The organism is Tardiphaga sp. vice304 (assembly GCF_007018905.1).
Classification (GTDB): domain Bacteria; phylum Pseudomonadota; class Alphaproteobacteria; order Rhizobiales; family Xanthobacteraceae; genus Tardiphaga.
In genome coordinates this window covers 718,027-732,658 of sequence record NZ_CP041402.1, presented here as the reverse complement: position 1 = coordinate 732,658, position 14,632 = coordinate 718,027, and the positions used below count along the sequence as shown (strand labels likewise).

General features: G+C 64.7%; 17 protein-coding genes. 3 read left to right on the top strand and 14 right to left on the bottom strand.

The genetic code is table 11. The features are described from left to right. Positions 1 to 72: 72 nt before the first annotated feature. The 12 genes from FNL56_RS03425 to FNL56_RS03370 all read right to left on the bottom strand — a co-directional run bounded on the left by FNL56_RS03425 (position 73) and on the right by FNL56_RS03370 (position 10,564). Entirely contained in the window at positions 73 to 660 is a 588-nt protein-coding gene (locus tag FNL56_RS03425; RefSeq protein WP_143571599.1) for a GNAT family N-acetyltransferase, read from the bottom strand. 38 nt (positions 661 to 698) lie between these two features. Then, positions 699 to 1,988: a M16 family metallopeptidase gene (locus FNL56_RS03420; protein WP_143571598.1), complete on the bottom strand. Its 1,290-nt coding sequence runs from the start codon at positions 1,986 to 1,988 to the stop codon at positions 699 to 701. After that, complete coding sequence (gene thrC, locus FNL56_RS03415; RefSeq protein WP_143571597.1) at positions 1,988 to 3,403, bottom strand: threonine synthase; 1,416 nt, start codon at positions 3,401 to 3,403, stop codon at positions 1,988 to 1,990. The genes FNL56_RS03420 and thrC overlap by 1 nt, the downstream gene beginning before the upstream one ends. A gap of 118 nt (positions 3,404 to 3,521) precedes the next feature. Next, the gene (locus tag FNL56_RS03410; protein ID WP_143571596.1) at positions 3,522 to 4,274 is read right to left on the bottom strand and encodes an SURF1 family protein; all 753 of its coding nucleotides are present in this window, start codon (positions 4,272 to 4,274) and stop codon (positions 3,522 to 3,524) included. After that, positions 4,271 to 4,666 carry a DUF983 domain-containing protein gene (locus FNL56_RS03405; protein ID WP_143571595.1) on the bottom strand — a complete coding sequence of 132 codons (396 nt, stop codon included), beginning with the start codon at positions 4,664 to 4,666 and terminating at the stop codon, positions 4,271 to 4,273. The genes FNL56_RS03410 and FNL56_RS03405 overlap by 4 nt, the downstream gene beginning before the upstream one ends. Positions 4,667 to 4,884: 218 nt before the next feature. Continuing rightward, positions 4,885 to 5,742 (bottom strand): cytochrome c oxidase subunit 3, encoded by an 858-nt coding sequence (locus FNL56_RS03400; protein ID WP_143571594.1) that lies wholly within the window; start codon positions 5,740 to 5,742, stop codon positions 4,885 to 4,887. An 81-nt stretch (positions 5,743 to 5,823) separates the two neighbouring features. Beyond that, positions 5,824 to 6,447, bottom strand: coding sequence for a cytochrome c oxidase assembly protein (locus FNL56_RS03395; RefSeq protein ID WP_143571593.1), 624 nt, complete (start codon positions 6,445 to 6,447; stop codon positions 5,824 to 5,826). A 4-nt stretch (positions 6,448 to 6,451) separates the two neighbouring features. Next, positions 6,452 to 6,619 (bottom strand): CoxF protein, encoded by a 168-nt coding sequence (locus FNL56_RS03390; protein WP_143571592.1) that lies wholly within the window; start codon positions 6,617 to 6,619, stop codon positions 6,452 to 6,454. A gap of 4 nt (positions 6,620 to 6,623) precedes the next feature. Next, a complete protein-coding gene (locus FNL56_RS03385) occupies positions 6,624 to 7,565 on the bottom strand; it encodes a heme o synthase (RefSeq protein ID WP_143576004.1) in 942 nt (313 codons plus the stop codon). Between the two features lie 94 nt (positions 7,566 to 7,659). Beyond that, the gene (gene ctaD, locus FNL56_RS03380) at positions 7,660 to 9,285 is read right to left on the bottom strand and encodes a cytochrome c oxidase subunit I (RefSeq protein WP_143571591.1); all 1,626 of its coding nucleotides are present in this window, start codon (positions 9,283 to 9,285) and stop codon (positions 7,660 to 7,662) included. 89 nt (positions 9,286 to 9,374) lie between these two features. Continuing rightward, positions 9,375 to 10,217 (bottom strand): cytochrome c oxidase subunit II, encoded by an 843-nt coding sequence (gene coxB, locus FNL56_RS03375; protein ID WP_143571590.1) that lies wholly within the window; start codon positions 10,215 to 10,217, stop codon positions 9,375 to 9,377. A gap of 95 nt (positions 10,218 to 10,312) precedes the next feature. After that, positions 10,313 to 10,564: a hypothetical protein gene (locus FNL56_RS03370; RefSeq protein WP_143571589.1), complete on the bottom strand. Its 252-nt coding sequence runs from the start codon at positions 10,562 to 10,564 to the stop codon at positions 10,313 to 10,315. Between the two features lie 109 nt (positions 10,565 to 10,673). Here FNL56_RS03370 and FNL56_RS03365 point away from each other — a divergent pair, with 109 nt between their 5' ends. Then, on the top strand, positions 10,674 to 11,234 hold the full coding sequence (locus FNL56_RS03365; RefSeq protein WP_246660844.1) for an invasion associated locus B family protein: 561 nt from the start codon (positions 10,674 to 10,676) through the stop codon (positions 11,232 to 11,234). Positions 11,235 to 11,250: 16 nt separating this feature from the next. On the opposite strand, the gene FNL56_RS03360 is transcribed toward FNL56_RS03365, so the two are convergent. Together FNL56_RS03360 and FNL56_RS03355 are read right to left on the bottom strand one after the other, a co-directional pair. Then, positions 11,251 to 11,745, bottom strand: a complete 495-nt coding sequence (locus tag FNL56_RS03360) for a GNAT family N-acetyltransferase (RefSeq protein ID WP_143571588.1) — start codon at positions 11,743 to 11,745, stop codon at positions 11,251 to 11,253. A 25-nt stretch (positions 11,746 to 11,770) separates the two neighbouring features. Further along, the gene (locus FNL56_RS03355) at positions 11,771 to 12,034 is read right to left on the bottom strand and encodes a hypothetical protein (RefSeq protein WP_143577472.1); all 264 of its coding nucleotides are present in this window, start codon (positions 12,032 to 12,034) and stop codon (positions 11,771 to 11,773) included. Positions 12,035 to 12,288: 254 nt separating this feature from the next. Between FNL56_RS03355 and tldD the strand changes: the two genes are divergently transcribed. After that, positions 12,289 to 13,713, top strand: coding sequence for a metalloprotease TldD (gene tldD / locus FNL56_RS03350; RefSeq protein ID WP_143581772.1), 1,425 nt, complete (start codon positions 12,289 to 12,291; stop codon positions 13,711 to 13,713). After that, complete coding sequence (lepB, locus tag FNL56_RS03345) at positions 13,713 to 14,489, top strand: signal peptidase I (protein ID WP_246660843.1); 777 nt, start codon at positions 13,713 to 13,715, stop codon at positions 14,487 to 14,489. Before tldD ends, lepB begins: the two co-directional genes overlap by 1 nt. The last annotated feature ends 143 nt before the right edge of the window (positions 14,490 to 14,632 follow it).

The window sequence follows — 14,632 nt, the reverse complement described above, 5'->3', positions numbered from 1 at the left end:
CCCCTCACCCGGAGCCTTGCTCACGCAAGGCTCCGACCTCTCCCCTGCAGGGAGAGGTGAAAAAAGTGAGTCCTACCCCCTGAAATCCTCGTGCAGCATGCCGTACAGGAAATGGTCCTGCCAGACGCCATTGATGCACAGATAGCGGCGCGCCAGGCCCTCTCGGGTGAAGCCGCATTTCTCCAGCACGCGGACCGACGCCATGTTGGTCGGAATGCAGGCGGCCTCGACGCGGTGCAGATTGAGTTCGCCGAACAGCGACGGCAGCAGCACCCGTAACGCCGCGGTCATCACCCCCTGCCCTGCATAGGGCTGGCCGACCCAGTAACCGACGGTACCCGCCTGGACGATGCCGCGCCGGACATTCGCCAGCGTCACGCCGCCGACCAGCACGTCGTCGGATTCGCGAAACACCAAAAAGGGGTAGGCGCGGTCGGCCGCGGCGTCCTCGGCGTAGCGGCGAAGCCGGCGGCGAAAGCCGGTACGGGTCAGGTCATCGGACGGCCAGATCGGCTCCCACGGTGTGAGATAGGCGCGGCTGTGTTCCCGCAAATCGGCCCATTGCGGGAAGTCGGCCATTGCGGGCGCGCGCAATTGCAGGCCGTAGCCGCGCGGCGCCAGCGATGCCGGCGCGCTGGATGGCAATCGAAACAAGGCCATGGGCTTCCCCGAAACCTTCCTGCTCTCCAGGAGCGGCCTCAGTGTAGCAGCGTTTTGTCGCGGGCGCGGGTCAAACCTTCGGCAAAGGCGACCGCCGCGTCGAGCCCGCGGCCGGTGCCCAGCGCGCACACCGCCGGACGGCTGCGCGTCAGCAGCCCCCTTGCGACGTCGCGGGTAGACTCGATGCTGACGGCATCGATACGGGCGACCAGTTCCTCGACGCCCAGCGGCCGGCCGTAGTTCAGCATGTGGCGGGCGAGCTGTTCGGCGCGCGAGCTGCAGCTTTCCAGCGCCATCAGGAGGCCGGCTTTCATCTGCGCCTTGGCGCGGGCGATCTCGCTCTCGGTGAGCGTCTCGACCGACTCGTTGATGACATCGACGATGACTTCCATCATCTCCGGCGCGTCGGCTGGATCGGTGCCGGTGTAGAGCCCGAAAAAGCCGGTGTCGGAATACGGCGCGTGGAAGGTGTAGATAGAGTAGCACAACCCGCGCTTCTCGCGGACTTCCTGGAACAGCCGCGAGGACATGCCGCCGCCGAGGATGTTGGTGAACACCTGCAGGCTGAACAGCGAGAGATCGGACTGCGGCAGGCCTTCCAGCGCCAGCGTCAGATGCGCCTGCTCCAGCTCGCGGTGCACGACGCGCGAGCCGCCCTTGCCGAACATCGCCGGCTGCGGCTTCGGACCGGCGGCGCCGGCAAAGCTGGAAAAGCGGTCGGAAGCCTCGTCCACCACCTGGCGGTGGCTGACAGCGCCGGCGGCGGCGACCACCATCTCGGGGCCACGATAATGCGTCGACAGATAATTCTGCAGCATGTCGCGGTCGAACGCCTTCAGCGTCTTGGCGGTGCCGAGCAGGGAGCGGCCCATCGGCTGGTCGGGATAGCAGAGCTCGTTGAGGTGCTCGAACACGACGTCGTCCGGCGTGTCCTGCGCCGCGCCTATCTCCTGCACGATCACGCTTTTCTCGCGTTCGAGCTCATCCGGCACGAAGGAGGGATTGGCGAGGATGTCGGAGAGCACGTCGAGCGCCAGCGGCACGTCGGCCTTCATCACGCGGGCATAATAAGCGGTGGTCTCGGTCGAGGTGCCGGCATTGAGATCGCCGCCGACCGCCTCGATCTCCTCGACGATCTCGCGCGATGAACGCTTCTTGGTGCCCTTGAACGCCATGTGCTCGAGCAGATGCGAGATGCCGTGTTCGTTGGGCTTCTCGTCACGGCCGCCGACGCCGGTCCAGACGCCGAGCGCAGCCGTTTCCAGATGCGGCATGGTGTCGGTGATGACCGTCAGGCCCGAGGGCAGCTTGGTGACTTCGACGCTCATCAAATAGCTCCTTGCTTCGCGGCACGGCTGACCGACAACACGAACCGCTCAATATCGCTTTGGTCATTCTTCATGACCGTAATGTGCTCATGCTTTTCCATCAGCCCCGCGAGATAGACGGGCAACGCCGGGCGCACGCCGCAAGCGGCTTCCACCGCATCGGGAAATTTTGCCGCATGCGCGGTGGCCAGCACGATGTTCGGCACGTGCAACTCGGTGGCGTCGCGATCGGCAACCGCCAGCGCCACCGCGGTATGCGGATCGACGAGATCGCCGGTCTCGCGCCAGGATGCGCGAATCGCCGCGTCGGTCTCCTCGGCGTCGGCACTGCCGGCCTCGAAATCCGCGCGGATCGCGGTGAGCAGCGCTTCCGGCAGCACGAAGCGGCCGGACTGTTTCAGCGAGTCCATCAGCCCGCGCACCAAGGCGGCGTCGCGGTTGGAGGCCTCGAACAGCAAGCGCTCGAAATTCGACGACACCTGGATGTCCATCGACGGCGACGCCGTCTCGTGCACTTCGCGGACTTCGTAGATGCCGGTGGCGATGGTGCGCGCCAGGATGTCGTTGATGTTGGCGGCGACGCGCAGTTTTCGCACCGGGAGCCCCATCCGCTTGGCGACGTAGCCGGCAAAAATGTCGCCGAAATTGCCGGTCGGCACGGTGAAGTCGACTTCGCGGTACGGCGCGCCGAGGGCGACGGCCGAAGTGAAGTAGTACACCACTTGGGCCACGATCCGCGCCCAGTTGATCGAGTTGACGCCCGACAGCGACACCGCGTCGCGGAAGGCGTGGTGATTGAACAGGCCCTTCACCAGCGCCTGGCAGTCGTCGAAATGTCCTTCGATCGCCAGCGCATACACGTTCGACGCACCGGAGGAGGTCATCATCAGGCGCTGCACGTCGGAAATCTTGCCGTGCGGAAACAGCACGATGAGATCGACATTGTCGCGGCCGGCAAAGGCGTCGACGGCGGCGCCGCCGGTGTCGCCGGAGGTCGCGACCACGACGGTGGTGCGCTCCGCGCGCTTCGCCAGCACATGGTCCATCAGCCGCGCGATCAACTGCATCGCGACGTCCTTGAACGCCAGCGTCGGGCCGTGGAACAGTTCGAGCACGAACTGGTTCGGCGCGGTCTGGTCGAGCGGCGCCACGGCGGGATGGCGGAACGTGGCATAGGCCTCGTTGGCCATGCGGCCGAGATCCTCGTCCGAGATCTCGCCGGCTACGAAGGGGCGGATCACCTCGACGGCGACTTCCCAATAGGGCCGGCCGAACAGAGCGGCGATTTTGTCGGGCGAGAGCTGCGGCCAGACCAGCGGCACATAGAGCCCGCCGTCGCGGGCCAGGCCCGCCAGCATCACATCGCAGAAGCCCAAAGTGGGGGCCTCGCCCCGCGTGGAAATATACGTCGTCAAGGCGTCCTCCAAAGGCGCGGGATCCCGCCAAGCCTTTGATCATGATGGATTAATATTTCGCATGGAGCGAAATCAGGCGGCACCATAAAGGGTTTTACGATCAAGGGGAAATGCCGGGTCAAACCCGGCGCTGCCCCTTCACCCACACCCCGAACGCACCTGCCACTGCGGCGGCGAGGCCGAACCAGGTAATGGCATATTGCAAATGGTCGTCCTTGATACGGACCTCTAGCGGGCCGGGCTTCGGCACGCCGCTCGGCGGCACCGGGGATTCGAGGTCGATGTAGAACGGCGCGACCTCGCCCCAGCCGAGCTGGTCGGCCATCGCGCCGATGTCGCGGGTGAACCACAGCCGCTTGCCGGCATCGGCGGTCGCGGTCAGGGAGCCTGCGGCTTCCGGGAAGCGCAGATAGCCGGTCATCGCAACCGGCGCGCCGGTGATCAGGCGCTGAACCGCGCGGTCCTGCTGGGCGCGGTCCTGCATGGTGTTCTGCACGAAGCCGGCATTGATCGCGATGGTTTCGCCGGACGGCAGCTGGGCCGGCAGGAAGGCCCAGGTGACCGGGCCGACCGCGTCCGGCCGCACCGCGGAGCCGGAGCCATAGACCATCGCATCGGGCAGCGGCTTCAGCACCGCGGTGAACGTCACGCGGCGGAACTCGTCGGTCGCGGGTGTCAGTGATGGCCAGGTCGCGGCGGCCGGCAATGCGCCGGGCGAAGCCGTTAACCGCTCGGAAAGGGCGGCGAGCAGCGCGTGCTTGGCGGTGCGGCGCTGCAATTGCCAGACGCCGAGACCGATCAACAGGCCGACGATGGCGAGCGAAAAAAGGCTGAGACCGATCAGGCCGCGGCGGCGGGCGAGCACCGTCATTTTGGGGCGCGATCGATCAACTGGCCTTCGGAGGCCTTGTGGTGGAATTGCAGCGCGATCAGCAGCGACTTCATCGGCCGCAGCGGCCCGATCGTGGTGAGCAAAATCAGCGGCAGCCACATCGCGGCGTGCAGCCAGAACGGCGGCTGGTACTTCACCTCGACCACCAGTGCGCAACCGACGACCAGCGCGCCGGCGATCATGATGAGAAACACCGAGGCGCCGTCGCCGACATCGATGAAGGTGTAATCGAGCCCGCAGGAATCGCAGGACGGTTTCAGGTCGATGAAACCCGCGAACAGTTTTCCCTTTCCACAACGCGGACATTTGCAGGCGAGACCGCGGAGGACGGTCTGCGAGAGCGGGACAACAACCGGGACACTATCGACCATGGGCTCTTCCTTCCTCTCCCCCGCGCGAAGCGAAGCTTCGCTAGGTGGGAGAGGGTGGACGCGCGAAGCGCGGCCGGGTGAGGGGTAGTGGTGCACTCGGCCCCCTCATCCGACGCGGACTTCGTCCGCGCCACCTTCTCCCACAAGGGGAGAAGGCAAGGAAGCCAGAAACAAAAAGGGCGGCCTTGCGGCCGCCCTCTTCTAGCACATCGCGCCGATCAGTGCGCGGCAGCGCCGGCGACGTGGCCGCCGTAGCCCCAGACGTAGATGCTGATGAACAGGAACAGCCAGACCACATCGACGAAATGCCAGTACCAAGCGGCGAATTCGAAGCCGAGGTGCTGCTTCGGCGTGAAGTGGCCGGCATAGACGCGGAACAGGCAGACCAGCAGGAAGATGGTGCCGACCAGCACATGGAAACCGTGGAAGCCAGTCGCCATGAAGAAGGTCGCCCCGTAGACGTTGCCCGAGAAGGCGAAGGCGGCGTGGCTGTATTCATAGACCTGCACGCAGGAGAACAGCGCGCCCAGCACGACCGTGAGGATCAGGCCGTACTTCAGACCCTTGCGGTCGCCTTCGAGCAGCGCGTGATGCGCCCAGGTCACCGTGGTGCCCGAGGTCAGCAGGATCAGCGTGTTGAGCAGCGGCAGGTGCCAGGGATCGAAGGTCTGGATGCCCTTCGGCGGCCAGACGCCGCCGAACAGGGCCTCGCGCGTCGCGTGCACGGTATCGGCGGGGAACAGCGAGGCGTTGAAATAGGCCCAGAACCAGGCGACGAAGAACATCACTTCGGAGGCGATGAACAGGATCATGCCGTAGCGGTGGCTGATCTGCACCACGCGAGTGTGGTCGCCCTTGTATTGCGCTTCGCGGACCACGTCGGTCCACCAGCTGGCGAAGGTGTAGAGCACGCCGATGGTGCCGACGCCGAACACGATCGGGGCCGCGGCATACATCTTGTGCATCCAGCTGACCGCGCCGACCGCCATGATGAAGGCGAACAGCGAGCCGACCGCCGGCCACGGCGAGGGATCGACGAGATGATAGTCGTGGTGCTTCGCTTGCGCCGTAGCCATTGTGTCTCTCCGTCAGCTGCCCCGGTTTGCGCCGGTGCGTTTTCTTTTTAGCCCAGAATCTCGAACGCTCAAAGATCGCGCTTATAGGTTACCCTTGCGCTTGTCCGTCTCGCTCGAGGCTACCGGCCTCGGCGCGGGGTCGCGCACCGGATAGAAGGTGTAGGACAGCGTAATCGAATTCAGGCCGTCGTTTTCGGAATCTGCGGCCAGCGCAGGATCGACGTAGAACACCACCGGCATCTCGCGGGTCTCGCCGGGCTCCAGCGTCTGCTCGGTGAAGCAGAAGCAGTTGATCTTCTGGAAGTACGACCCGGCGGTCAGCGGCGCGACGTTGTAGGCCGCCTGGGCGTAGGTGGTCCGCGCCGACTGGTTGGTCACGCGGTAGAACACGGTGACGACTTCGCCGATCCGGACAGTGATCTCGGTCTTTTCCGGGACGAACTTCCACGGCAACCCGCCGGATACGTTGGAATCGAACCGCACCGCGATGGTGCGCGCCAGCGGCCCGGTAGCCGGCGCGGCGCTTGCCACCATGGTGGTGCCGTTGAAGCCGGTGGCGCGGCAGAACCAGTTGTAGAACGGCACGGCGGCGTAGGACGCGCCGACCATGAAGGCGACCAGCAGCCCGCACAATGCCGCAACCCTGGCGTCCCGGCCAAGGCCGCGGCGCTTTTGGGGAACTTCAAGCTGCGGCTTGACGGTCATGTCATCACATCGGCCGGACGAGAACGCCCGGCCCCTTGACGAGGGTTACAGCGAAGAACAGCACGACGAGAATGCCGAGTGCCCAGGCGATCGCCAGCGAGCGCTCGCGCTGGCGCTTCTTCTGCGTGTCGGTGAGGACGATGCCGTCCAGCTTGGGCTTGTTGCTATCCATAGCGCTACCAGACCAGCGGCAGGATGGCCTTCACGACCACCTCGAGAAGCAGGATGGCGAACAGAGCGAACAGGTACAGGATCGAGAACGCGAACATCTTTCGCGTGGCGCGCAAGGCGGCGCTGCCGGTGCGGCGGGTGTAGACGTTGACCGCGCACAGCATCATGCCGGCGCCGAGCACCAGCGACGCCACGCCGTAGACCGCCGAGAAATAACCCATCGGCCACGGCGCCACGGCGACCGCGACCAGCACGATGGTGTAGAGCAGGATCTGCAGCCGCGTCGCATCGGGACCGGCGACCACCGGCAGCATCGGCACGCCGGCGCGGGAATAGTCGTCGTTGCGGAACAGCGCCAGCGCCCAGAAATGCGGCGGGGTCCAGAAGAAGATGATGAGGAACAGCAGGATCGGCTCCATCGAGAGCGTTCCGGACGACGCGGCCCAGGCGACCACCGGCGGCAGCGCGCCCGCGGCGCCGCCGATCACGATGTTCTGCGCGGTCCAGCGCTTCAGCGCGATGGTGTAGATCACGACGTAGAAGAAGATCGTGAAGGCGAGCAGCGCGCCGGCCAGCCAGTTTACGAGAATGCCGAGCGTCATCACCGAGAAGAACGCCAGCACCAGGCCGAAGGTCAGCGCCTCCGGGCGGGTGATGCGGCCGCGCGGGATCGGGCGGTTGGCGGTGCGCGACATCAGCGCGTCGATGTCGCCCTCGTACCACATGTTCAGCGCGCCGGAGGCGCCGCCGCCGACCGCGATGCACAGGATCGAGGTGAAGGCGAGGACCGCGTTATGATCGCCGGGTGCGAGAAAATAGCCGACCATCGCGGTGAACACGACCAGCGACATCACCCGCGGCTTGAGCAGCGCGAGGTAATCGCGAACTCCGGCTTCGGAAATCCGCGGCAGCGTAAGGTCGATGGCGTTGTGGTCGATGACGGACAAGAGCGTTCTCATTTCTCAAATTCGACTTCGCCCCTTGTGAAGGGCGAAGTCGTCAGGCGAGCGCGGCGCCGAGGGGCGCCGCGCTCGGTCGAGCTTACTTGATGCGCGGCAATATTTCGAACTGGTGGAACGGCGGCGGCGAGGTCAGCGTCCATTCCAGCGTGGTGGCGCCGACGCCCCACGGGCTGTTGGCGGCCTTTTCCTTGCGGATGAATGCATCGACCACGCCGTAGAGGAAGATCAGCACGGCGAAGCCGGAGATGTAGGAGCCGACCGACGACACCAGGTTCCAGCCCGCGAAGGCGTCGGGGTAATCGACGTAGCGGCGCGGCATGCCCGACAGGCCGAGGAAGTGCTGCGGGAAAAAGGTCAGGTTGACGCCGACGAAGGTGACCCAGAAGTGCAGCTTGCCGATGAAGTCGGAATACATGTAGCCGAACATCTTCGGGAACCAGTAATACCAGCCCGCGAAGATTGCGAACACGGCGCCGAGCGACAGCACGTAGTGGAAGTGCGCCACGACGTAATAGGTATCCTGCAGCACGCGGTCGACGCCGGCATTGGCCAGCACGACGCCGGTGACGCCGCCGACGGTGAACAGGAAGATGAAGCCCACGGCCCACAGCATCGGCGCCTTGAACTCGATCGAGCCGCCCCACATCGTGGCGATCCAGGAGAAGATCTTCACGCCGGTCGGTACCGCGATCACCATCGTGGCGGCAACGAAATAGGCCTGCGTCGCCGAGGACATGCCGACAGTGTACATGTGGTGCGCCCAGACGACGAAGCCGATGCCGCCGATCGCGACCATCGCATAGGCCATGCCGAGATAGCCGAACACCGGCTTCTTCGAGAAGGTCGAGATGATCTGCGAGATCATGCCGAAGCCCGGCAGGATGAGGATGTAGACTTCCGGGTGGCCGAAGAACCAGAATAGATGCTGGAACAGCACCGGATCGCCGCCGCCTTCGGCCGCGAAGAAGGTGGTGCCGAAATTGCGGTCGGTCAGCAGCATGGTGATGGCGCCGGCCAGCACCGGCAGCGACAGCAGCAGCAGGAATACGGTGACCAGGATCGACCACACGAACAGCGGCATCTTGTGCAGGGTCATGCCCGGCGCGCGCATGTTGAAGATGGTGGTGATGAAGTTGATGGCGCCGAGGATCGACGAGGCACCGGCCAGATGCAGCGCCAGGATCGCGAAGTCGACGGCAGGGCCGGGATGGCCCGAGGTCGAGAGCGGCGCATACATCGTCCAGCCGGAACCGACGCCGTTATTGCCGGGCGCGCCTTCGACGAAGGTGGAGATGATGAGCAGCGCGAAGGCGGCGGGCAGCAGCCAGAACGAGACGTTGTTCATGCGCGGGAACGCCATGTCCGGCGCGCCGATCATCAGCGGCACCATCCAGTTGCCGAAGCCGCCGATCATCGCCGGCATCACCATGAAGAAGATCATGATCAGGCCGTGCGAGGTGACGAAGACGTTGTAGGTGTGGCTTTCGGTGAAGATCTGGACGCCGGGATACATCAGCTCGATGCGGATCAGGATCGACATGATGCCGCCGATCACGCCGGCCGCGATCGCGAAGATCAAGTACATCGTACCGATGTCCTTGTGGTTCGTCGAATAGACGTAGCGCCGCCATCCGGTTGGATGGGCATGCGCGTGGTCATCGTGCGCGTGAGCGTCGTGAGCCGGTGTTGCCGCGGTCGTCGCCATGTTCAAATCCTGCTATGTCGTCTCTTGGCAGTCTCTTTGCGCAGTATCGGGCGTGTCAGCCCGCAACCTCGCGGTCCCGTCGCCGGCGGTTACTGCGCCGCGGCGTATGAATTCGTCTTGTCGCTGGCGAACTTCTTCTTCGCCGTCTCTAGCCAGGCGGTGAACTCCTGGTCGCTGACCACCCGGACGGCGATCGGCATGAAGGCGTGGTCCTTGCCGCACAGTTCCGAACACTGGCCGTAATACATGCCGACCTTGGTCGCCTTGAACCAGGTCTCGTTGAGCCGGCCCGGCACCGAGTCGATCTTGATGCCAAACGACGGCACCGCGAAAGAATGGATCACGTCGGCGCCGGTGGTCTGGACGCGGACCACCTTGTTGACCGGCACCACCATCTCGTTGTCGACGCCGAGCAGGCGCGGCATCTTGTCGGCGGCCAACAGCGAGTCGAACTCGAACGGACCATTATCCGGGTAGCTGTAGCTCCAGTACCACTGCTTGCCGGTGGCCTTGACGGTCAGGTCGGCCTTGGGAATGTCGAGCTGCAGGAACAGCAGGCGGAACGACGGGACCGCGACGGCGACCAGGATCAGCACCGGGATCAGGGTCCATGCGACCTCGATCATGGTGTTGTGGGTGGTCTTGGAGGGGACCGGGTTGGCCTTGGCGTTGAACTTGACCACCACAAGGACCAGCAGCACCAGCACGAACAGCGTGATGCCGATGATCAGCCAGAGCAGGAAATTATGGAACCAGGTGATGTTCTCCATCACCGGCGTGGCGGCTTCCTGCAGCTTGTATTCCCAGGGCGCGGGCTGCCCCATGATTTTGGCGGACTCTTGCGCTGACGCAGTTCCGGCAGCAGCGAGCCCGGCTCCCAACATCGCGAAACCCAGCAACCGGCGGCCAATCTGGCCCTTCGACATCTTCATGCCGCGCGCGCTCCCATGTAATCGTCTGGCATTCCGGCCTGTTGCCGTGATCTGCCGATCCGTCCGCATCCTGACAAACGGCGAGTGCCGCGTGGCTAGAATGCGTCGAAATCCAGCTTCTCAAACCATAATTCTTGATCCGTCGCAATGCAGTAATGGTCGATGATGGAATGCAATCGACGAGGTTGCGCCACGACGGTAATTCGCGCTTCAAATCGAGCGAAATGCGCCCCCTGCCGCCGGGCCGGCTTGACAGAAGCAACGCCCGATGTACGCACAGGGCAGGCGCGCCCTGCGAGGTTGATTCGGCGCTTCGGGCGCTCGCCGCCCGGCGAAGATGCCTTCAAGGCGCCGTCATTGCCGTATCAGTCGTCGCGACGGACATTTGCCGGATCTAGCGTCAATTCACCTGCAGCCTAGTCGACTGCCGAGCCACCTGCCAAGGGATCGACCCAGATGGGCCATTTGAGATTGCAGCACGGACCGGTCGCGGACCGCAATGACCGCATCGGCGCGGCGCCGCGCCGGCTGGCGCTGGCCGTCGCCGCCCTGCTCGCGCTGGCAGTTCCGGCGGGCACCGCCCACGCCCAGGGCGCGGTGCGCTCGGTGCATGGCGACTGGCAGATCCGCTGCGACACGCCGCCCGGCGCCCAGGCCGAGCAATGCGCGTTGATCCAGAGCGTGGTCGCCGAAGACCGCTCCAATGCCGGCCTCACCGTGATCGTGCTGAAGACCGCCGACCAGAAGAGCAAGCTGATGCGCGTGGTCGCTCCGCTCGGCGTGCTGCTGCCCTCCGGCCTCGGGCTCAAGCTCGACAATCAGGACGTCGGCCGCGCCGGCTTCGTGCGCTGCCTGCCGAACGGCTGCGTCGCCGAGGTGGTGATGGACGACAAGCTGCTCGGGCAGCTGCGTACCGCCAAGACCGCGACCTTCATCATCTTCGAAACCCCCGAAGAAGGCATCGGCTTCCCGCTAAGCCTCAACGGCATCGGCGAAGGCTACGACAAGCTGCCATAGGGGCTGGTCCCGACAGCTAGAGCAGCAACGCCATGAACAGGACGTTCTCGTGGCTGCCATCGACACATACCGCATCCATGTGCATGCCCTCAGTCAAAAAGCCGAACTTCCGGTAGAGGGAGATAGCACCGGCATTGGCTTCGCGGACAGTCAGTTCGATTCGGTGAAGCCCTTTGGCGCGGGCGGCGTCTAATGTTGACCGGATAAGTCGGGTTCCGATGCCCTGCCCTCGAAACGCTGGCAAGAGTCCCATGCCGAGAATTGCGCTGTGGGCATAGATCGGCTTGCTGTTCGGCCTTGCGTCGCACCAGCCAACGACGTGCTCGTCCCCTGCCACGGCAACGAATTGAGGATGGCCATGCTCGATATTGTCGAGCACGAATGCGCGCACGGCTTCGGACGTCGGGCCCTCCAGAAACGACAGGTAACGCTTTTCACGGGCAACGCTGTCCAATGCCCGGGCGAAACCGGAAATGTGGGATGCAGTGATCGGCAGAACCTGAACAGTCATGAAGTTTGCTGCATCGGATGCAATTCTATTTTGGCGTAGCCGCAACGAGCCATCCGAGGCGCGACAGCACGGTCAAAGCCGCAACGGCAACTGTCAACCCGCCTGAAATCCACCAGCCGATATAACTCTTGGTAGGAAGGTGGCTGATGCGCTCCGTCAAGGTGGCCTGACTGACCTTTAAATCGGTCAGGTCTTTTCCCGCCTCCCTGAGGGCGATCTTCATGTCACCGACGTTTTCACGAATGTTCTTTACGTCGGCTTCGAGACTGGCGACCCGAGCTTCGATCATGCCGTCGAATGTGCCTGCTCCGCCATGCGCCTGCAAGGCGGGCCAGGGGGTTTGGGAGCAAGGATCTGATCGGATTCATCGGCCATGCCCAATTTAGCCACACTCCCTTGAGGTTGATAAGTTATTTTTCACAATCTTTCAGGGAGCCGGGCATGAGCTTTCGGCGATTTCAGCCGAACGCAACGCGGTCCCCTCCCCTTCTTCCGCCGCAATGCCTATCTTCAGTGTCACCGCGCCATTGCCCCGGAGCTTCCATGACCAGTCCCGCCACCACTTCCCTGATCGACCGCGCCAATCTCGACCGCGACCAGGTGCGCCAGCAGTTGATCCGGGGCCTCGAGGGCGCCGACGACGGCGAGCTGTTCCTGGAATACAGCCAGAGCGAGGCGCTGGGCTTCGACAATGGCCGGCTCAAGCAGGCGACCTATGATACCGCCCAGGGTTTCGGCCTGCGCGCGGTCAAGGACGATGCGGTTGGCTATGCGCATTCCTCGGACGTCTCGATCCCGGCGCTGATCCGCGCCGCGGATGCCGTGCACGCCGTGCGCGGCGGCTACAGCGGCACATTTGGGGCGGCGCCGGCGCACACCAATGTGCGGCTCTATGGCGACGACAACCCGCTCGATGCCCCGGGCTTCGAGGCCAAGGTCAAGCTGCTGGCCGAGATCGACGCCTATGTCCGCGACAAGGATCCGCGCGTCCGCCAGGTCTCGGTGTCGCTCGGCGCCACCTGGCAGGTGGTCGAGATCCTGCGCCCGGACGGCGAAAGCTACCGCGACATCCGACCATTGGTCCGCGTCAACATTACGGTGGTGGCCGGATCCGGCGACCGCCAGGAAAGCGGCAGCAAGGGCTATGGCGGCCGCGAGGGCTATGCGCGCTTCATCGAGAGCGGCACCTGGCGCACGGCTGCCGACGGCGCAATTCGCGAGGCGCTGGTGAACCTCGAATCGATCCCCGCCCCCGCCGGCGAGATGGACGTGGTGCTCGGGCCGGGCTGGCCCGGCGTGATGCTGCATGAGGCGGTCGGCCACGGCCTCGAAGGCGACTTCAACCGCAAGCAGACCTCGGCCTTCGCCGGCCTGATGGGCCAGCAGGTCGCGGCCAAGGGCGTTACCGTGGTCGATGACGGCACGATTTCGTCGCGCCGCGGCTCGCTGTCGATCGACGACGAGGGCACGCCGACCAACCGCACCACGCTGATCGAGGACGGCATCCTGGTCGGCTACATGCAGGACCGCCAGAACGCGCGGCTGATGGGCATGAAGCCGACCGGCAACGGCCGCCGGCAGGGCTATGCCCATGTGCCGATGCCGCGCATGACCAACACCTACATGCTGGCCGGGCAGCGTGACCCCGCCGAGATTCTCGCTTCGGTAAAGAACGGCATCTATGCCGTGAACTTCGGCGGCGGCCAGGTCGACATCACCTCCGGCAAATACGTGTTCCAGTGCACCGAGGCCTACAAGATCGAGAACGGCAAGATCGGCGCGCCGCTGAAGGGCGCGATGCTGATCGGCAACGGCCCGACCGACCTCCACCGGATCAGCATGATCGGCAACGATCTGGCGCTCGATGACGGCATCGGGACCTGCGGCAAGCACGGCCAGGGCGTGCCGGTCGGCGTCGGCCAGCCCACGCTGCGCATGGACAAGATCACGGTGGGAGGCACCGGTTAGTGACCGACGCCAGCACCCCGTCGACCTTTGCGTCGAATGCCAAGCGCTGGTCCGGGCAACTGGCCCAGCTCGCTTCCATCGTGATGCTGGTGTTTCTCGCCAAGGGCGCACTGGCCGAGCCGTTTTACGTGCCGTCGGCATCGATGGAGCCGACGCTCTTGATCGGCGACGCGCTCTTGGCGTCGAAGTTCCCCTACGGCTACTCGACGGCATCGCTGCCGATCCATGTCTCGCTGCCCGAGACCGGCCGCGTGCTGGCATCGACGCCGAAGCGCGGCGACGTCGTGGTGTTTCGCTGGCCCGGCGACCGCTCGCAGGTCTGGGTCAAGCGCGTCATCGGCCTGCCGGGCGACCGCATCCAGGTGCAATCGGGCATGGTGTATATCAACGGCCTGGCGACGCAGGTGAAGCCCGACGGCATCGGCGCCGCGGAAGATGACAATGGCGGCTCGGAGCCCGCGCGGCGCTATGTCGAGACGCTGCCCGACGGCGTGTCGCATCCGATCTTCAAGCTCTACGACCATGGCCGGCTCGACAATACCGAGGAAGTTTTGGTGCCGCCCGACCATCTGTTCGTGATGGGCGACAACCGCGACAACTCCGCCGACAGCCGTGTCCCGGTGCGCTCCGGCGGCGTCGGGCTGCTGCCGATGGACAACCTGGTCGGCCGCGTCGATGCCATCGTGGGATCCTGGGACCTCGGGGTCCGCAACCAGCCGGTCAGCACCTGGCTGTCGGGTTTTCGCATGGCGCGGTTTTTTACCAAGGTGAATTGAGAACAGCTGGATCGAGAAGCGAAAGCCTCTCAGCCGTCATTGCGAGGAGCCCTTGCGACGAAGCAATCCAGTTCTTTCGTGTATGAGGCCTCTAGATTGCCGCGTCGCTTCGCTCCTCGCAATGACGACTGAAGCTACGGCGC